This is a genomic window from Cellvibrio sp. GW822-FHT04B05 (assembly GCF_058800985.1).
In genome coordinates this window covers 182,741-202,752 of record NZ_JBXAMU010000001.1, presented here as the reverse complement: position 1 = coordinate 202,752, position 20,012 = coordinate 182,741, and the positions used below count along the sequence as shown (strand labels likewise).

Sequence of the window (20,012 nt, the reverse complement as noted above, 5' to 3'; positions counted from 1 at the left end):
GGTTATTATTGAAACTCGTGTATTTACCAAGCTCATTAAAGAACTATTAAGTGACGACCAATACAGGAGGCCTTGGTAAATCGCCCCGACATGGGAGATTTAATAAAGGATTCTGGTGGGCTACGCAAAGTTCGCTGGCCTTTGGAAGGCACAGGTAAAAGTGGTGGAATTCGAGTTATCTACTACTGGGTTGTCGATAATCACCATATCCGCATGCTATATGCCTACCCAAAAGGTAAGCAGGAAAATCTAACTAAAGAACAAATTGCACAACTCAAAATAATTGTTGAGAGGTGGTAATAATGAAAAAAGAAATGTTTGATGAGCTTCTGGAAAGTATCCAGGAAATGGATGAGATTGTTAAAGGTAATCAAGCTGCTTCTCGTTGTTTTGATTTCCCAGACCCTGAAGTAAAAGCGATCCGTGATCGACTGGGTGTTTCTCAAGAAAAATTTGCAGTTCTTTTAGGTGTAAGCAAACGCACTGTTGAAAATTGGGAGCAAGGCCGTCGACACCCAACAGGCGCTGCCCGTTCATTACTGCGCATTGTAGAAGCTGATCCGGAACATGCATTACGTGCGTTAAGTGCCTAAGCACCACATCAACGCTCTACTACATTCGCTTCATAAGGCTAAAAAATTTCTGTAACGCTAACTTATGTGTTTGCAATCACAAACGGAGTCTGGAGCGCTACTTGCACGCAATGGCTAAACGAAAAGGTTGTGGATGCCTGCAAAACTGAAGCCACTAGCCTTGATATCTATACCTGAGTCTCTACTACGAAACATCTCCTTAATTAAACTGATCACTCCCACTTTCCGCTAGTTTTAAAATCGACAGATGCATGAGGATTAACTGTGGGCTATGATGCAGGCTACTATTTTTTTGCAGCGTAATTATTCGCCTATTTTTTTATAGCATCCGGTACTAATAATAAAAACTGTAGTCAATTTTTGGTATTACCTGACGTGTTGCCGGAGTTTCCCCAAGGAGTTACTCGCTTGAAAAAATTGTCCCGCCCTATTTTGGCGCACTACTGTCATTGGTTAGCAATGACGGTAGTAATGCTAATGGCGGCAACATCACAAGCGGTGCTTGCAAGTGCAACCATTGTTGCTGCTGTTGATGAAGATATCATCGCCGACTACCAATTGTTTGTAGGTGAGCGCGACCCATTACTGATCGATTATTTTGGTGGCCCGGGCGCGCGCCGCGATGTGATTGAAATTGTTCTGTTGCAACAGGCATTGGATTTAGGTGGATTCAAAGGGAAAATAACCCTGCGGCCAGAAAATAGTTATCTGCGTATTTTGAAATTAGTCACCGATGGACAAGTAGCATTATCGGGGGCACTTATGTGGAGGGAAGATATAAAACCTTATACTACTCACCTGTTCAAAACCAAGGCGGTGGTAAAAGAAGGTGAATTTATTGCAGGCCTCTACACCCGTCCGGACAACCAGCGCGCCCTGCAAGCAAATACACTTGAAAAAGTGCAGCATCTCAGCGCAGCGTCCAACCCCCACTGGAATGCCGATGTTAAAACCCTGACCGCACTGGGTATTAAAAAAGTTCAATTTTCAACGTATTGGGTGCAAATCGCGCGTATGGTAGCCGCACGACGTGCCGACTTTACCCTTGCGCCATTTCAAGTTAATCCGGAGATGAAAGTGGTGGTGGGTAATTTGGAGTTGGTACCTATTCCCGGTATTAAAGTCGCACTGCCTGGTAGCCGGCATTGGCCGGTAAGTAAAAACCATCCGCAAGGTGAGGAAATTTTTAATGCGCTGGTAAAGGGTATTGAATTATTGGAGCAGAAAAAAATTATCCAACGCGCTTATGAAGAGTGCGGCTTTTTTCATCCGCAAGTGAAGAATTGGGTTTTGTTAAATCCACCCACTCCCCAGCCCTAGGTCTAATTTCCTTCTCACATCTTCCAATTTCCACTTGGGAATACATAGCTTGACGAAAATGAAAATTTCATTAAATGAATTTTTATATCAGTGAAAATAGTCGTTCCCAGGCAAAGCCCGGGAACCCTGAAAATAAGAGAAAAAAGAGAGTTAAATCAGTTGGGGAGCCAAGCCGGTGCTTTCGCGTACCATTAATGTGTGGGGCAAAATTCGTTTGACTGCCGTCATAGGTTCACCGTTAAGTTGCGGCAACAGTAATTCCATGCAGGCGATACCAATCTCGGTCATAGGCTGGGCAATTGTGGTAAGCGCAGGGCTGCAATATTCGGCGTAGCGAATATTATCAAAACCCATCACCGAAAAATCCTCTGGAATTTTAAAACCCATGTGATGCAGGGTGGCCATACAGCTCATCGCCATCTCATCACTGAATGCAAAAATAGCGGTGGGACGATTGGCTTGATTTGCTAATTTACGTGTTGCTTCCGCAGCACCGGAAAGCGCGTAATCACCAATCTGGATTAATTGTTCATCAAAAGAAATAGCCGCATTTTCCAACGCCTTTTTATAACCGTTCAGGCGAGCGATAGTGCTGGGCGATGTCATATTACCCGCAATGACGCCGATGCGTTTATGACCGAGGCTGAGTAAATAATTTACCGCGTCTTCCGCAGCGGCAGTGTTATCGATATTTACACTGGGAATTCCATCTACATCCACCGGCTCACAGGCATTAACCAATGGCGGCAACTGCTCTGCGAGCGTGCGTTCGGGATCAATATCAAATGGCAGGCGCGAGCAAAACAATAAAATCCCATCCGCCTGGCGCGAGCGCACCATGTTGGCAAATGAGCGCTCGCGGCTCTCCATCTCCTGGGTATCACCAAGGAGAAGTGAATAACCGTTTTGCAGTGCGATACTTTCAATCGCGCGGATTACCGGATAATTAAATACGCTGATCGCGTCGGGAATGATGGCGACCAGGTTATAAGTCCTGGACATACGCAGGCTGACACCGAGACTGTTGGGGGTATAGCCGGTGCGCTTCACCACCTCCAGTACACGGGTGCGTTTGTCTTCAGTAACCAAATCCGGATTGCGCAGGACGCGCGAAACTGTAGCAGGGGAGACTTTCGCCTCTTTGGCGATATCTTTGATTCCTATCATGTCGATGGCCTATTTTTTGTTGTTATGAACTTATCGTCGTGTCTGACAGGTTAAGGCTAGCACTTTTTAACGGCGAATAAAAAGGAAGGCGGCCACAAAGACGTGCAGCCTGATTCCTGAGGCAATGAGAAACCGGATTCCCATGGTATAAAAATAAAAAAGGAGCAGTGTGATACCACAGCAATACAGGAAAGACACATTCCCGGACGGCTATTCACGACTGCCCCAAGCAAGGGAGAGACTACGGTTTAACACTAACTCATGACAAAACTATCAATTACCTGGCGATCAGGCTGATGGCAGCGCCACCTCCAGGAGCCAACTGCAGTGAAATTTCATCGCCACGGGAGACATCCATTTCCCTGATTTCATAACTACCTGGATTCGTTGCGTAATGCGCAGTTTTACCGTCCTGATAAATGCGGGCGGTATATTTTTTACCCGCATCAAGAAAGTCAGTTTTTACTTTCAAACTGCGCGCTTTTTCATTCGTCAATGCACCGACAAACCAATTGTCCCCTGCACGGGCTTTACGGGCAATTGCTACATATTCGCCAATTTCGCCACCGAGGGCTTTGGTTGTTTCCCAATCGACAGCAACATCTTTGATAAAGCGAAATGCATCCGGATGTTGCTCGTAGTGCTCAGGTAAATCGGAGGCCATTTGCACTGGGGAATAGATCACCACGTACAGTGCCAATTGTTTGGCCAAGGTGGTATTGACCTGATTCTTTGGCCGCGACGGCAAGGTCAATTCAAATGCACCGGGCGTAAAATCCATCGGGCCGGACAACATACGAGTGAAGGGAATTATTGCGGTGTGATTGGGTGGATTGCCGCCATCGGCCGACCAGGCATCGTATTCCTGACCCCGCGCTACTTCGCGCGAAATAATGTTGGGGTATGTCCTGCGCTCACCGGTATCTTTTACAGTTTCGTGCGCAATAACCGCAATTTTATGTTTTGCCGCAACATCGATAACACGCTGCGCATGGTTCACATAAAATTGGCCATGGTGATATAAACCATTGACCAATTCCTCACCGGTTTCAACATAACCGGTTTTGACCGCCTTCATGCCGTAACGCTCAAGAAAATCAAATGCATCATCCAACTGGCTCTCGTAATTTTCGATTGCCGCACCGGTTTCGTGATGACCAATTATGTAAACACCTTTTTGCTGTGCGTAGCGACTAATTTCTACCACATCAAAATCTGGAGTGGGAGTATAAAAATTAAAAGCATTGCCGCCGCCTGGCAGCCACCATTCGCCATCCCAACCTTTATTCCAGCCTTCAACCAATACTCCAGCGAAGCCATGCTGTGCAGCAAAGTCGATGTATTTTTTCGTGTTAGCTGTAGTTGCACCATGAGTGGGTCCGGATTTCCAACTGGTTTTTTCCAAATGCAATTCCCACCAGATGCCGACATATTTTGCAGGCTTGATCCAGGAGACATCACCCAATTTATTCGGCTCATTTAAATTCAGCGTGAGGTAATTGGTAATCAAATCTGTTGCTGAGTCTTCTACTTGCAAGGTACGCCAGGGTGTCACAGCAGGAGCCTGGATTTTTACTGCGGTCGGCATATTTTTGGAAATAGGCACCAGGGTCGCACTGATTTTTCCGCCCTCAGCACCGGTTACATTCATAGTGGAATAATTATGCAGCGCAGCTTCATGCAAGGCGATGTAAGTTCCATCCGCTGATTTCATAGTCACAGGTGTATGCACCAATCCCATTTTGCTCACGGGTGACTTTTGATAAAGATATTCGTATTGATTACCCGCTTGTCCCGGTGTCCACCATGCGGTGTGATCGCCAGCCATATTGAATTCCGTCAATTCGCGAACGATATCAATTGACGACAAGGATGCTTGCTCGGGAAATTCATAACGGAAACCAATGCCGTCATCGTACACACGAAAAACCACATCCAGTTTACGCTTTGCGCCGCTGGCTTCACGCAGGGCGACACGCAATTGGTTGTAATGGTTGCGGATAAAACGCTCCTCGCCCCAAGGTTGTTCCCATGTCTGGTTAAAACGAGTGGTTTTAGCCGATATCAATTTAAATCCGCTGGCCAATGCCGGTTGGTTTTTTAATTCAAAACCCAAGCGAGAACTTGCGACCAAATCTTTGCCTTTGTATAAAACCGTGTAACTGGGTTCGCCTGCGGATGATAAATATATATTAATACCAAGGGTGTTGGCAGGTGATGAGAGGCTGGCAACCGGTGTCTGGGCGATTGCAGCAGTAGAAACCCATGAGGCGATCAGAACCATAAGTATTTTTTTCATTGCTTTTAGTCTTGGTGATTAATTTGTTGTTGTGAAAGCAGGAATATCGGCATCATCATTATTAGTTATGCTGAACTGTCCACATAAAAACCTTGTGCATGAACATGGTCTATGTAGCAAACAACTCCTATGCCTTAAACACCCGGTACCGATAGGCGTTTATTCCTGCAGATAACAAACAATTTAATAGCAGGAATTACCCTCTGTCCAGCGCTAAAACTTTGTTTTTAAAAAAGAAATCGTTTTCAAATGACTGAAAACGTTTTCAAAAAACCAATCATGGAAAGCATCGAATCAAGCATTTTTTAGCGGCCTTAACAACGCAATAGTGAACCTCATCGACAATTTAAAAAATGGCAACGTTTTCAAAAAAAGAAATCGATTTCAGGTTTTGTTTGTGTAGTTTTTCATCTAGACATAAACCTTTTTCTGTCATTAAGATAATTTCTGCCCAAGGTATTTTGTTCACCGCTATTTTCTTTGGCGCATAAAAAATATTTCCATTAAAAAATGCAGTAGATCCACCGATTTGCGTTTGGCACATAAACATATACCTCTATTTTTATAACAATAATTTTTTGTATGTATTTGCTGTAGATCAATCGTTAGCCCAGGCCCATACACATCAGCCCATGCCAACGCATTTAATAACCATGCATTTAAACACCATGCATTTAAAAAAGGCATTTAATAACAATGAGGAAATCCACTATGAAAAACATCAAACCAATCCGGCTCTTCAGCCTGCTGAAACAGGGAGCGATCATCAGCATGATCGGCCTGCCCTGCTTGTTCGCTACGAGCGTGCAGGCACAAACCAATCTGGCACAGGGAAAATCCATCAGCGCCACCAGCTTTGTCGATGTCTACAACGCAGGTAATACTGTCGATGGTAACCAGGCAACTTATTGGGAAAGCCAGAACAACGCATTCCCGCAAGCACTTACCGTTGATTTGGGTAGTCCGTATAACGTCAATCGTGTGGTATTAAAATTGCCGACCAATTGGGGGAGCCGCACGCAAAATATTTCAGTGGCGGGTAGTGTGAATGGCTCTACTTATTCCACGCTGGTGAATGCGGCGGGTTACACGTTTAACCCTGCCAATAGCAACAATGTCACCATCAATGTGCCCGGCAGTAACGCGCGTTACTTGCGTTTGAATGTCACCAGTAATACTGGTTGGTCGGCGGCGCAAATTTCTGAAGTGGAAGTGTATGGTGATAACCAGACTCCACCACGGGATGCCTTTGCACAAATCAAGGCAACCTCATTCAACAGCATGAATGGAATACAAACTGAAGCCACTACCGATAGCGGCGGTGGAAATAATATTGGCTGGATTGAAGATGGCGATTGGGTTGCATTTAACAATGTGAATTTCGGCAGCGGTGCAACCAAAGTGAATGCGCGTGTGGCGACTAACACTGCGGGAGGCACAATTGAATTGCGTCTGGGCAGTATAAGCGGCTCACTGATTGGAACTGTGCCGGTGACTAACACCGGTGGCTGGCAAAACTGGGTGACCAAAACCGCTAATGTTTCTGCATCCGGCACACACAATTTGTATCTGGTATTTAAAGGCAATGCGGCGGGCGGTTTGTTCAATGTGAACTGGCTGCAATTCAGTAACGATAGCAATCCCGGTTTACCGGCTGCGCCGCAAAATCTTTCATCGACCGGCAAAACCACATCCAGCATTTCGCTTTCCTGGACTGCATCAACCGGTGCAGAAGGTTATGAAATTTTACGCAATGGAAATTTGCTGACCACAACTACCGGCAACACATTTACCGATAATGGTTTATCAGCCGGCACTGCTTACACTTACAGCGTACGTGCATTTAATAGCGCCGGCAGTTCCGGTGCGAGTAATAGTGTCAGCGTCACAACCGACAGCAATAACCAGAATCCGCAAGTGGTAAAAGTGTCTGCAGGTAAAGCGGTTACCGCAAGCACCGCGATTAGTTTCCTGCCTGCAACTAATACAGTGGATAATAACCAAGCCACTTATTGGGAAAGTAATACCAATGCATTCCCGCAAACGCTTACCATCGATTTGGGTAGCACCCATCGCGTAAGCCGGGTGGTATTGAAATTACCTAACGATCCTGCCTGGGCAACACGCACGCAAAATTTATCGGTATTGGGCAGCAGTAACGGCACTACGTTTAATACATTAGTGAATACAGCGGGTTATGTATTTAATCCAACCTCGGCCAACACTGTGACGATTAATTTTGCCGAAACTGCAACGCGTTACGTGCGCGTTAATATCACCGGTAATACCGGCTGGACTGCAGCGCAATTATCGGAATTTGAGGTGCATGGATATCCTGATCCGGTGCCTCCGGCAGTTCCGCAAAATTTGCGCAGCACCGGCACCTCTGCATCGTCTGTTTTCCTCGCCTGGAATGTTGCCAGTGGTGCAACCGGTTATCGCATTTTGCGCGGCACCACTGTTGTCGGTAACGTAACAACGACAACATTTGAAGATACAGGTTTAACTCCTGTCACCAATTACAATTACCGGGTTGTAGCCTATAACCAATACGGCGATTCAGCGGCAAGCAACCAGATTTCTGCAACGACATCTGAAGAAGGAAACGGCGGTGGCGGTGATGGTTGGGAACCGAATGGCACTCACGGTGCGCAAGTTCCTTACAAGCGTTACGACACCGAACATGCAACCTACGGTGGCGGTGCGCAATTAAAAACCGCACCGACGTTTATCCAATCACTGACTGCGTCTGAAGCATCGGGCCAAGCCTATATCGCGTTACCGTCCAACGGTTCCTATGCACAATGGACCATCAGACCTAACGAAGGTGGTGCCGGTGTAACCATGCGTTTCACTATGCCTGACTCAGCAAATGGAATGGGGCTCACCGGCGGCCTGGATGTGTATGTCAACGGCGTGCGCGCGCAAGCTGTGCCATTAACCTCTTACTATAACTACCAATATTTTAATCCCGGTGGCGGTCACCCTGCCGACACACCTGCCGGTGGCAGTCCGCTGTTCCGCTTTGATGAAGTGCATTGGAAATTGAGCACACCACTGCAACCGGGCGATGTTATTCGCATCGTGAAAGCTAATGGTGACAATCTCGAATACGGTGTTGATTTCCTTGAAATCGAACCGGTCCCTGCTGCACTTGCACGCCCAGGCAATTCTGTTTCTGTTACCGATTTTGGTGCGATTGCAAACGATGGAAATGACGATTTGGCTGCATTCAATGCAGCAGTCACCGCAGCCGTCGCTAACAACCAAACGCTCTACATTCCTGCGGGAACTTTCCATCTGGGCAATATGTGGGTGATAGGTTCGGTCGCCAATAAAATTAATAACATCACCATTCGCGGCGCCGGCATATGGCATACCAACATCCAGTTCACCAATCCAAATGTTGCAGGCGGCGGTATTTCTTTCCGCGTTGCCGGGCAATTGGACTTCGGTCATTTGTATATGAATTCCATGTTGCGTTCACGCTATCACGAAGGTGCAATCTACAAAGGCTTTATGGATAACTTTGGTAAAAACTCCAAAGTCCATAACGTGTGGGTAGAACATTTTGAATGTGGTTTCTGGGTGGGTGATTACGCGCACACACCGGCAATCATCGCGGATGGATTGATTATTGAAAACAGCCGCATCAGAAACAATCTGGCGGATGGCGTTAACTTCGCGCAAGGCACCAGTAATTCAACGGTGCGCAACAGCAGCATCCGTAACAATGGTGACGACGGCCTTGCAGTATGGACCAGCAATGTCAACGGTGCGCCGGCAGGTGTAAACAATGTGTTTACTTACAACACCATTGAATTCAACTGGCGCGCGGCAGGTATTGCGTTCTTCGGCGGTAGCGGCCACAAGGCATCTTACAATTTGATTGTGGATGGCATCGGCAGCTCCGGTTTCCGCATGAATACCGTATTCCCCGGTTATCATTTCCAGAACAACACCGGAATTGAATTTACCAACAGCACTATCATCAGAAGTGGAACCAGTCTGGATACCTGGGGCGGTGAGCGCGGTGCAATTGACCTGGAGGCATCCAGCGATCCGATTCGTAATGTGACTATTTCCAATATTGATATTTACGATACGCAACGCAGCGCAATCCAGATGGGCTACAGCGGTGGCTTCCAGAATGTGGTGTTCAACAACATCAACATTAACGGTACCGGTAAAGATGGTGTAACCACCTCACGCTTTGCAGGCCCGCATTTGGGAGCGGCGATTTACACCTACACCAATAACGGTACTGCAACCTTTAACGGTTTAACGACCAGTAACGTCGCCAATCCAAATACCAACTTTGTACAAACCGGATTTAATTTAATTATCAATAATTAATTTCCGACGCAATAAAAAGAGGAGCCAAATGGCTCCTCTTTTTATCCCGACTTAATTTTTTATAGCGACTCGATTTTTTTATCTCAATCTGAATCGCTTTATTTTTACCCGGTACTCAAGTTCGCTCACCCAGGGAAATCAATTTTCCAGTTTCATGACCCTCTTAAAGACACGCAATTTCTTATAACAATAATTTGTCAATCAACCCACATGCGCCTACAGCGCAAGGAAAACTATTATGAAAATTATCAACACAATCCGGCTTCACAACCTACTGAAACAGGGGGCGATCATCAGCATGATCGGCCTGCCCTGTTTGCTTGCGCTCAATGTACAAGCGCAAACCAATCTGGCGCAGGGAAAACCCGTCACCGCCACCAGCTTTGTCGATGTTTATAATTCCGGTAATGCTGTCGATGGCAACCAGGGCAGTTATTGGGAAAGCCAGAACAATGCGTTTCCCCAATCACTCACTGTTGATTTAGGCAGTTCACGCAACGTCAATCGTGTGGTATTAAAACTGCCCGGCAATTGGGGCACCCGCACACAAAATATTTCTGTCGCCGGCAGTGCAAATGGCTCAACCTATTCCACGTTAGTAAATAGTATTGGCTACACATTTAATCCTGCCAGCAGCAATAATGTCACTATTAATTTGCCAAGCACTAACACACGTTATTTGCGCTTCAATGTCACCAGTAATAACGGTTGGCCTGCGGCACAAATTTCCGAGCTGGAAGTGTATGGCGATAATAATCCTGCCCTGCCTGCCGTACCGCAAAACCTGTCATCCACTGGCAGAACCATCTCCAGTATTTCGCTCGCCTGGACAGCGGCAGCCGGTGCCGATGGTTATGAAATTCTGCGCAACGGTACTTTCCTTACGACCACTCTCGGAACTACCTTTACCGATAATGGCTTATCGGCGGGTACAGCTTACAGTTACAGCGTGCGTGCATTTAACAGTGCCGGCAGCTCAAGCCCGAGCAATAGCATTAACGTGACAACGGATAGCAATAACCAGAATCCGCAGGTAGTAAAAGTCTCTGCCGGCAAGCAGGTCACAGCGAGTTCTGCATTAGGGTTTTTACCCGCGACCAATACCGTTGATAACAATGCAGCAACTTATTGGGAGAGCAACAATGCATTCCCGCAAACATTGACGATTGATTTGGGCAGCACCCATCGCGTAAGCCGGGTGGTGTTGAAATTACCAAACGATCCGGCCTGGGCAACCCGCACACAACATTTATCCGTATCAGGCAGCAGTAACGGCACTGCGTTTACTACGTTGGTAAATGCAGCGGGATATGTATTTAATCCGGCATCAGCGAATACAGTAACCATTAATTTTGCTGAAGCTGCGACGCGTTTTGTGCGCGTTACTATCACCGGCAATACCGGTTGGACTGCAGCGCAATTATCGGAATTTGAAGTGCATGGATATCCTGATCCGGTGCCGCCCGCTACACCGCAAAATCTTGTTGTTGCAGGCGGAACTTCATCGACCTTATATCTCACCTGGAACGCCGCCGACCTCGCTACAGGCTACAAAGTATTGCGTAACAATGTGGTTATTGCCGATGTCACAACCAACTCTTACCAGGATACCGATTTAACTGAAAGCACCAGCTACAGCTACACGGTGCGCGCCTATAACAGTTTTGGAAATTCATCGTTAAGCACCGCAGTAACTGGCACAACACTCGCAAAAAATCAGGACCCGGGCCCGACTGATAAACGCGGTGCCACTATGCCTTATACAATTTACCAGGCAGAAGATGGTGTTATCGGCGGCGGTGCGCAATTAGTGGGACCGAATCGTATTGTCGGTGATCTCGCCGGTGAAGCATCGGGTCGTCGCGCGGTAACCTTAAACAGTAATGGCAGCTACGTGGAATTCACCACCAAAGAAACTACCAATACACTGGTGACACGTTTTTCAATTCCTGATTCGTCCAGCGGTGACGGCATTACTGCAACGCTGAACATTTACGTCAATGGACAATTTGAAAAAGCCATCACCTTGAATTCCAAACACGCGTGGATGTACGGCTCGGAAACCCAACCGGGCAATAGCCCAAGTGCAGGACCTGCACGGCACATTTATGATGAAGCCAATATCATGTTTGACCGCACCATTCCTATCGGCAGTAAAATCCGTTTGCAAAAAGATGCGCAGAACACAGCGCAATATGCCATCGATTTTATTAGCCTCGAACAGGTAGCACCGATTCCCAATCCGAACCCGGGCGCATTTATTACGCCGACGGGATTCACCCATCAAGCAGTGCAAAATGCGTTAGACCAAGCGCGGATGGGTAATGCACAAGGTGTTTATCTGCCGGCGGGAGTTTATCAAACCGCACAAAAATTCCAGATTTACGGCAAATCAATCAAAGTGATTGGTGCCGGCCCATGGTATACACGCTTTGAAACACCGACCAACCAAACCAATACCGATGCGGGATTTTCCGTTAACAGTTCAGCAAACGGCAGCAGCTTCGCCAACTTCAGTTTCTTCGGCAATTACACCAGCCGTATTGACGGACCAGGAAAAGTATTTGATTTGAATAGCGTATCCAATGTAACTATCGACAATATCTGGACTGAACACACAGTGTGTATGTTCTGGGGCGCGAGCGTGCACAACATCACGATTAAAAATTCGCGCATGCGGAATTTATTTGCAGACGGCGTTAACTTCACCAATGGCAGCAGCGGCAACCATGTTGTTAACAATGAAGCACGTACCACCGGAGACGATAGCTTTGCACTATTTGCGGCGACCGATAACGGCGGCGGTGTTGTGCAAAATAATCTGTTTGAAAATCTTACCGCAATGACGCCATGGCGCGCTGCCGGTTTGGCTGCTTACGGCGGACAGGGAAACACCTTTAAAAATATCCATGTGGAGGATGCGCTGGTGTATTCCGGTGTAACTATCAGCTCACTGGATTTTGGTTATCCTTTTACCGGTTTCCAATCCAATCCCACCACTAATTTTGAGGGCATTACTATTCTGCGCTCGGGTGGAACCTTCTGGAACAATCAGGTATTTCCTGCACTGTGGATGTTCTCTGCATCGAAAAGTTTCCAGGGCATTCGCATCCGCGATCTGGACATTATTGACCCGACCTTCCACGGCATTATGTTCCAGACCAATTATGTCGGTGGGCAACGGCAAAATACTTTCCAGGATACGGTGTTCACCAACGTCACCATTTCCGGCGCACATCCAAACCCGGCTTATCCGAATCGCTCCGGCTACGGCATTTGGGCCAATCCACTGCCGGAAGCGGGACAAGGTTGTGCAGCGGGACAAGTTGAATTTAATAACCTGACACTGATAAACAATGGGGTAAACATCAAAAATGATTGCCCTGCTGATTTCAGCATTACCGTGCGTTAATTGATATACATTAAGGAGGTACAAAAAAGCCTGTTGATGGCTCAACAGGCTTTTTTGTTTTTTTGTAATAACAAGTATTTCTGATTAAGTGTTAGCTATTCTGCCGGGCATATATTATTTCTCTAATACGCAGAGCAGTTGTCACGAATAAATTGATCCTGGGTTGGGAGTTTTTTTACGAAAGCCTCCATCATTTCCGCATAATCAATCATCGTTTTCTTTGCGTTTTCATAATCCATCTCTTCAATTAACGGCGAATATTTACGGGGACGAACCCCCATTCCTTCGGCTACCGAGCGCCAGCTCACTGAATGGAAAAGTGCATCAATCATCTCTGGAAGGCTACCTTGAGCCTTGAAATAATCCATAGTGCCCTGCAGCGAGGGAGGCAGCTCCATATTTTTGCACCAGCGCCAGAAAGGTGTGTCTTCTCGCTGGGTCATACAATAATGCAACACAATAAAATCACGAATTTCTTCGTACTCCATAATCATGCGGCGGTTGTATTGACTGATCAATGCCGGATCGCAATCTTTATCCGGAAAGTTACGCAGAAAATGAACCATTCCCCTGACGGTCAAATGAATCGCGGTTGATTCCAGTGGTTCAATAAAGCCCGCGGCCAAACCAATAGAAACACAATTCTTTTTCCAAATTTCATCGCGTACACCGGTACGGAATGGAATGACTCTTGGCTCGATTAAAACCTTTCCATCAAGCGTGCCTTTCAACGTATTCAGTGCTTCATCGTCACTACAATATTGGCTGGCATAAACATACCCCGTACCTATGCGACGCTGCAAAGGAATACGCCAAATCCAACCATAATCAGAAGCAGTAGCACGGGTAAACGGCACTGTCTCATCTACCTTTTCAATCTGCGTTGCTATTGCGCGATCGCAAGGCAGATAATGGGTCCAATCACGATAAGTTGAGCCCAATGTTTTTTCAATTAGTAGTGCACGGAAACCACTACAATCTATAAAAAAGTCTGCCGCCACAGTTTCGCCCGATGCTAATACCACACTGGCAATGGCACCATCCTCTCGCGGCAATACATCAACTACTTTACCTTCAGTGCGTACTACACCGCGTGCTTCCGCATATTGGCGCAGATAATCTGCCACCAGTTTTGCATCCATATGCAATGCATAGCGCGCTTCGCTAATAGGGGAGTTTTCAAGAAGTTGCGGTAGATAAAAGCGGCGATGCCTGGCCATAATGTGGCAGGGTGAAAAGTCTTGCAATTTAAAATTATCGCCTTTGTGTGTACTCTTCAGCCACATTTGATAAAAAATTTGTTCATTCATTCCAGCGCTGATCGTGCCAAAGGGATGAAAATAGCTTTCGCCCTTGTGCCGCCAGTTATCAAACTGGATACCCAGCTTAAAACTCCCTTGGGTATATTTAACAAAATCCTGCTGGTTAATCCCCAGGTTAGTGAGCATTTCCAGAAATGGCGGAATAGTGGATTCACCCACACCAATAGTGCCAATCTCTGCGGACTCAATTAATTCTATTTTGACGGACGAGGGAGAATGATCCGGCTTGGCCAAATGATTGGCCAATATTGAGGCCGCAACCCAACCTGCGGTACCACCGCCGACAATGACGATTTTTTCCAATGGTTTTATCATTTATTGTCCCCTACTGCTTTTGTCAGGAAGATCACTGTGTCTGACTAATTAATTTTATATCCGAATGCGCTTTAACAACGCAGGCCTGATCTATACCATTTCCGTCATTGCACAATGGTGTGCGATAAAATCGCCATGATCCGGTGTATCGGCTACTGTCGCCCGCAGGGATTCACGCATACGTTCCAGATTCAGGGCCAGCATATCCTCATCCAGTTGATCTACTTGCGCGTCATATACTTCAGGCAAATAATTGAAACCTTCAAATATCGACAACCAACTGGATAGCCCAAACATTTCCCAGCGGTAATTCACCACATGCCCGGAAGATTTGAACAGTTCCATTTTATGTTGCAGGGAATCGGGGATTTCCATATTGCGACAATGCCGCCAAAATTCGGTGTCATCGCGCTCATTGAGCTTGTAGTGCAGAATCACAAAATCACGCACCCGCTCAAATTCAAGCATGGTAGTTTCATTAAATTCGCGCGCAATCCGGTCATCATATTGACCAGCGGCCATTAACATACGCAGCTTTTCAATACCGGTTTGGATCAATGCAATACTGGTGCTTTCCAACGGTTCGAGAAAACCCGCAGCCAAACCTATGGCAACACAATTTTTATTCCAGGCTTGTTTACGCCGACCTGGCGTGAACATAATTTTACGCGGTTCATGTAATAACTCGCCCTGTACATTTTTGATCAGCATTTCGCGGGCAATCTCATCGCGCATAAACTGGCTGGAAAAAACATGGCCGTTGCCATCGCGATGTTGCAATGGAATTTTCCACTGCCAACCGGCGGGGCGAGCGGAGACTTTAGTGTGGGAATTTGGTGCCTCTACCGAGCGACTTTGTACCGCAAAGGCACGATCACACAACAACCATTGCCCCCAACCCTCATAACCGGTATTCAGGCTTTCTTCAATCAGCAGCCCTTTAAAGCCGGAACAGTCAACGAATAAATCTGCACTGAGCGTCGCACCATAATCCAGTTGTATGGACTCGATATATCCATCGTTTTCACGACGATTTACTTTGGTAACTTTTGCATCTATATGCCGCACACCATTTGCTTCGGCATGCTTGCGGAGCATGCCCGCAAATAGTGCCGCATCAAAATGCAATGCCCAATCAAATACTGACAGTTCTGACGGCGGTTTTTGGGCAGGAAAAGTAAATTTATTGTGCTGCGCTAATGTAACTCCCAATGAATATTCACCAAGGCTGGCAACACGATTTTTTTGTTTCAGCTTTAACCAATAGTGATGGAAATCCGTGCCGCGCAGGGATTGTCCATAAACACCAAAAGGATGAATGAATGCAGAGCCGGGCTTATGCCAGTCGTGAAATTGAATACCTAACTTGCACGTCCCGCGCGTTGCGCGAATAACGTCGAGATCACTGAATCCCAAATGGTGATAGAAATGACGAATGGCGGGGATAGTCGCTTCACCCACACCGATAGTGCCAATTTCAGAAGATTCGATTAGCGTAATATCAATACGCTGTTTGAAATGGTGCTTGAGGCTCGCTGCGGCCATCCAGCCCGCAGTGCCGCCACCAACAATAATAATGCTATTGACTGGGCGCATATTTATTACGTCATTGTTATGTTTTTATCAATGTGACCGCGTTACTTTTGTTATACAGCGCGGTGATCACGTTGGAATTACTCCGGGAGCTGTGCTGCTACCCGGAGTAATTTATAGCGTATAACTAACAATCAAACACGAGCATCAGAACTTGGCACGAACACCAATCGAATAGCGCGCTTCGTTGTCATACACGAAAGAGCCTTGCTCTACACCATCAGCCAAGCGATAGACTTGTTTTTCGTCTTCGCTGGTGAGGTTGGCAACCTGTCCATAGACAGTTACATCTTGCAACACATCATAGCTGATGTTCAGGTCGACATAAGTAGCCCCTTTGGCAAAAGTCGCATAGCTCAACGGTCCATAATCCTGAACGAAGCGATCATCGCGGCCATTGACTGCAACACGCGCCTGCAACTTGTCTTGTTGGTACCACACAATAAAGTTGTAGGTGTTTTCCGAGTTGTTAGCGAATGGATATTTTTCGCCAGTCACATCGGATGCAAGGCCGGGACGTTCACTCGGTGAATAAGTGTAGTTAACGTCCACCCCGAAATTGCTGAGGAAGTTATCGGTAATATCACTGAACGCAAGCTTCGCGCCCAACTCCAAACCTTTCACTTCACCGCCCTTGCCGACCACAGGTCCATCACCTTTGATGTTGTAGGTTTTACCTCTGGACACTACATCGATATAACTTTCTTTTTGTTCGACAAATGATTCGATCTCGACGAGATACGCACCAATATTCAACATACTCGCTTCACCGAAATAATATTCCGCCGAGATGTCGTAGTTGGTACTCAACCATGGATCAAGATTGATATCGGCCTGCGAGTTCCAACCACTGGGGATACGCTGGGTTGAGTCATCCGGATCCGGGCCGGTGAAAATATTCAAACTGGAACCGTAACGGAATAAATCCAATTCCTGCTTGTTTTTCGCTGCACTCAAACGCAATTTAACGTCATCAGTGACATCCCATGCGAGGTTCAAGGATGGCAATACATCTGTGCGGCTCTTCTTGTTAGTTTCACGTCCGGTATAGTAATGCGAACCGCCGTAAGCACGTTGTACACCCGTACTTTGATAGACATTGGCCGCTATTTCGGACTCAATCACTTTTACACCCACAGTACCTGACACAGGACCGGCAACGAAATTACCGACGAGGTAACTGCTCAGTTCATCCAGGGTAACGGTATAGCTGTTTGCCGGAGCAATAATTTTTTTGATGTCGTTAAATGCCTTGCGGTTAAACGCTTCAGGATTATCGAAGGTGGTTGGATCTACCGCCCAGAACCCGGGGATACCTTTCGCATATTTACCCAAGTCTGTTACGAATTGCAGCTTCTCGCCAAAATGATCCAGTGATTGTGGTGGCAATACGAAATATGGAATAAACGATGCCGGATCATTTGCATCCAGACGTTCACCCGCAGAACACTCGGCACCACTGCCACCGCCATCAAATTTCTGGTCGATGGACCGCCACATCGCGTAACAACCGGTAATGTTACTGGCGTTAGGCAAATCGGGACCTGTGAGACGGTTGTTGGAGTTAACGTAGAATTGCGCCCAGTAATCGTATGCTTCTACATCAACTGAACGGGTGCTGCCACGCAAGCCAACTTCCACATCCGTGATGAAAGAATCTTCAAACTTGTAATTAACGTGAGCACTGAAGGCTCTCATTTTCGCCGCAGTATCGTTGTCTTGCTCCAACTGCTCACCTTCCATAATCCAACTGTCTTTGTTGGCCATATAGGTAGCAAGCGATTTTTCGCCGCCAGCATCCGTTAAACCACCCGCAATTGGTTGGTCAAAACCACTCCAACGCGCGGTGTGGCCCCTGTAATCCAAACCAAGCAAAGGATCTTCGTTATAACCTTTGGGGTTAGGCAATACAAAACGTCCACCATTAACGCCTACCTCACCCAAATGATCAGGGTCGAGCACCAAACCGTATTGCTCTACCACATCTTTTGGATAGAAATGGCCGTACAGACGCTGAACAGTATCGCCACGGAAGCTGTTGATACCGCCCTGCGCAGTGGCAAACAAGACGTTGTTATACGCTTCCGAGCTGATCGCACGCAAACCACCGGTGAGCGCGCCATCGTTATCGAAGTTCAGCTCAACATTGAAGTTTTTGGAGCCGGCATCAATCACGCGATTACCGCCAATCGATTGTAACCACAGCGGCTCTACACTGAACTGGTCAGCAATAATCCACTCACGGCCATCTTTACCGGTAATGGAATCGGAACTGTGGGTAGGAACAGCAATTTGCGCACCAGTCCAACCATTTTGGTATTGGTCATCCCACAAGGCTTTACGTTCATCGCTAAGCGCAGTCATACCTTGCCAGCGGTTGGAAATATTCAAACCGACTTCGCGTTGATATTCTTTCGCCTCGGTATAGAAGCCTTCGACCACTAACTCCAACCCATTACCAAGATCGGCTTGCAACGCTGCGTTCACACCATCGCGGCTGCGCTCGTTAGCGGAGCGGGAGAAGCGATAGCCATGGTTGTGGTTAACAGACCATTTACCGTCAAATGCGCTGCCGGCTCCCATTTGGTAACCACCGGGATCACCCGCGCGGCCCGCGTAGTCGTTAGCCAGATTTTTTTCGCCCGTCACACCGGACAGCATTACACCAAGGTTTTCATTGCGCCAGTTAATCAATGCGTTAAAGGTGCTATCCATCTCATCACTGATTTCACCATTGGAAAGATCGTAACCACCTGCTGCGCTGAATCCCTCTTTGAAATCCATCGGACGGAAAGTTTTGATATCGATAGTACCGGTGATACCCGATACCGAATTGGTTACATCCAGACTTTTATATACATCTGCTGCACGTAACAATTGTGCAGGTACATCGCCAAAGTCCGGTTGCGCACCGGCAAGGTTACCGGCGGCGAGGAATTGCTCGCCATTCATCATTACTGCGACCTGATCCATACCGCGCACACTTAAACGTGCACCCTCACCCGCATTACGCTGGATTTGTACACCGGTAATCCGCTGTAAAGAGTCAGTAATAGTAACGTCAGGCAATTTACCTACGTCTTCAGCAGAGATACCGTCAACAATAGATTTAGCTTCGCGCTTGGTATTGATCGCGTTTTGTTGCGCGCCCTTCACACCAAGAACCACCACCTCTTCGACAGAATCAGCATTATCTTGCGCAAATACCTGCGTTCCTATACCTAATGCAGCATAGGAAGCGATTGCACTTGCAATGAGTTTTTTCTTAAAGCCTCGCTTCATGTTCATGGACTTCTCCGTTCACCGATTTATGGAATTATTTTTTACTCGTGTTTCAATAAATCCCCAATGTAAAACTTGCGTATTTGCAATACAGCTCAAATACACAATCACCCCCCATTGGGAAATGGGTGAATTCATCGTTATTAATTATGTAAATAAATTTCAGTAGCTGGCTTATGAGGTTGCGTCAAGGGAGAAAATTTTATTTTTTTCTGATTGTCGAAGCGTATGCATAAATTAAAACCCGATATTTTATCCATGTGACAACGTGCAACCTTTTAATTTTTATCATCTTAATAACGGCGCCAGAGGAAAGTCCATAGCTAAAAATAGCATAGGCAAAAAGAAATCGT

General features: G+C 46.7%; 11 protein-coding genes. 5 read left to right on the top strand and 6 right to left on the bottom strand.

The window, feature by feature from the left end:
* Positions 1 to 72 precede the first annotated feature (72 nt).
* The 3 genes from AC1RJL_RS00850 to AC1RJL_RS00840 all read left to right on the top strand — a co-directional run bounded on the left by AC1RJL_RS00850 (position 73) and on the right by AC1RJL_RS00840 (position 1,913).
* Positions 73 to 300 carry a type II toxin-antitoxin system RelE/ParE family toxin gene (locus tag AC1RJL_RS00850; protein WP_492910847.1) on the top strand — a complete coding sequence of 76 codons (228 nt, stop codon included), beginning with the start codon at positions 73 to 75 and terminating at the stop codon, positions 298 to 300.
* Between the two features lie 2 nt (positions 301 to 302).
* The gene (nadS, locus tag AC1RJL_RS00845) at positions 303 to 593 is read left to right on the top strand and encodes a NadS family protein (protein ID WP_492910846.1); all 291 of its coding nucleotides are present in this window, start codon (positions 303 to 305) and stop codon (positions 591 to 593) included.
* 408 nt (positions 594 to 1,001) lie between these two features.
* On the top strand, positions 1,002 to 1,913 hold the full coding sequence (locus AC1RJL_RS00840) for a hypothetical protein (protein WP_492910845.1): 912 nt from the start codon (positions 1,002 to 1,004) through the stop codon (positions 1,911 to 1,913).
* A gap of 150 nt (positions 1,914 to 2,063) precedes the next feature.
* Here the strand turns inward: AC1RJL_RS00840 and AC1RJL_RS00835 are convergent, their stop codons facing one another.
* The 3 genes from AC1RJL_RS00835 to AC1RJL_RS00825 form a co-directional block, all read right to left on the bottom strand.
* On the bottom strand, positions 2,064 to 3,080 hold the full coding sequence (locus AC1RJL_RS00835) for a LacI family DNA-binding transcriptional regulator (protein WP_492910844.1): 1,017 nt from the start codon (positions 3,078 to 3,080) through the stop codon (positions 2,064 to 2,066).
* Between the two features lie 277 nt (positions 3,081 to 3,357).
* Complete coding sequence (locus AC1RJL_RS00830) at positions 3,358 to 5,379, bottom strand: glycoside hydrolase family 97 protein (RefSeq protein ID WP_492910843.1); 2,022 nt, start codon at positions 5,377 to 5,379, stop codon at positions 3,358 to 3,360.
* A 346-nt stretch (positions 5,380 to 5,725) separates the two neighbouring features.
* On the bottom strand, positions 5,726 to 5,923 hold the full coding sequence (locus AC1RJL_RS00825) for a hypothetical protein (RefSeq protein WP_492910842.1): 198 nt from the start codon (positions 5,921 to 5,923) through the stop codon (positions 5,726 to 5,728).
* 167 nt (positions 5,924 to 6,090) lie between these two features.
* Here AC1RJL_RS00825 and AC1RJL_RS00820 point away from each other — a divergent pair, with 167 nt between their 5' ends.
* Entirely contained in the window at positions 6,091 to 9,735 is a 3,645-nt protein-coding gene (locus AC1RJL_RS00820) for a discoidin domain-containing protein (RefSeq protein ID WP_492910841.1), read from the top strand.
* Positions 9,736 to 9,973: 238 nt separating this feature from the next.
* Positions 9,974 to 13,147 carry a discoidin domain-containing protein gene (locus AC1RJL_RS00815; RefSeq protein WP_492910840.1) on the top strand — a complete coding sequence of 1,058 codons (3,174 nt, stop codon included), beginning with the start codon at positions 9,974 to 9,976 and terminating at the stop codon, positions 13,145 to 13,147.
* 122 nt (positions 13,148 to 13,269) lie between these two features.
* Here AC1RJL_RS00815 and AC1RJL_RS00810 read toward each other — a convergent pair whose 3' ends face one another.
* The 3 genes from AC1RJL_RS00810 to AC1RJL_RS00800 all read right to left on the bottom strand — a co-directional run bounded on the left by AC1RJL_RS00810 (position 13,270) and on the right by AC1RJL_RS00800 (position 19,665).
* Entirely contained in the window at positions 13,270 to 14,784 is a 1,515-nt protein-coding gene (locus tag AC1RJL_RS00810; protein WP_492910839.1) for a tryptophan halogenase family protein, read from the bottom strand.
* Positions 14,785 to 14,874: 90 nt separating this feature from the next.
* Entirely contained in the window at positions 14,875 to 16,380 is a 1,506-nt protein-coding gene (locus AC1RJL_RS00805; protein ID WP_492910838.1) for a tryptophan halogenase family protein, read from the bottom strand.
* A 144-nt stretch (positions 16,381 to 16,524) separates the two neighbouring features.
* The gene (locus AC1RJL_RS00800; RefSeq protein ID WP_492910837.1) at positions 16,525 to 19,665 is read right to left on the bottom strand and encodes a TonB-dependent receptor; all 3,141 of its coding nucleotides are present in this window, start codon (positions 19,663 to 19,665) and stop codon (positions 16,525 to 16,527) included.
* Positions 19,666 to 20,012: the final 347 nt, after the last annotated feature.

Coding starts and splice junctions, on each gene's coding strand:
- nadS (WP_492910846.1), top strand. CDS start 303: ATGAAAAAAGAAATGTTTGATGAGCTTCTGGAAAGTATCCAGGAAATG.
- AC1RJL_RS00835 (WP_492910844.1), bottom strand. CDS start 3,080: ATGATAGGAATCAAAGATATCGCCAAAGAGGCGAAAGTCTCCCCTGCT.
- AC1RJL_RS00830 (WP_492910843.1), bottom strand. CDS start 5,379: ATGAAAAAAATACTTATGGTTCTGATCGCCTCATGGGTTTCTACTGCT.
- AC1RJL_RS00825 (WP_492910842.1), bottom strand. CDS start 5,923: ATGTGCCAAACGCAAATCGGTGGATCTACTGCATTTTTTAATGGAAAT.
- AC1RJL_RS00820 (WP_492910841.1), top strand. CDS start 6,091: ATGAAAAACATCAAACCAATCCGGCTCTTCAGCCTGCTGAAACAGGGA.
- AC1RJL_RS00815 (WP_492910840.1), top strand. CDS start 9,974: ATGAAAATTATCAACACAATCCGGCTTCACAACCTACTGAAACAGGGG.
- AC1RJL_RS00810 (WP_492910839.1), bottom strand. CDS start 14,784: ATGATAAAACCATTGGAAAAAATCGTCATTGTCGGCGGTGGTACCGCA.
- AC1RJL_RS00805 (WP_492910838.1), bottom strand. CDS start 16,380: ATGCGCCCAGTCAATAGCATTATTATTGTTGGTGGCGGCACTGCGGGC.
- AC1RJL_RS00800 (WP_492910837.1), bottom strand. CDS start 19,665: ATGAACATGAAGCGAGGCTTTAAGAAAAAACTCATTGCAAGTGCAATC.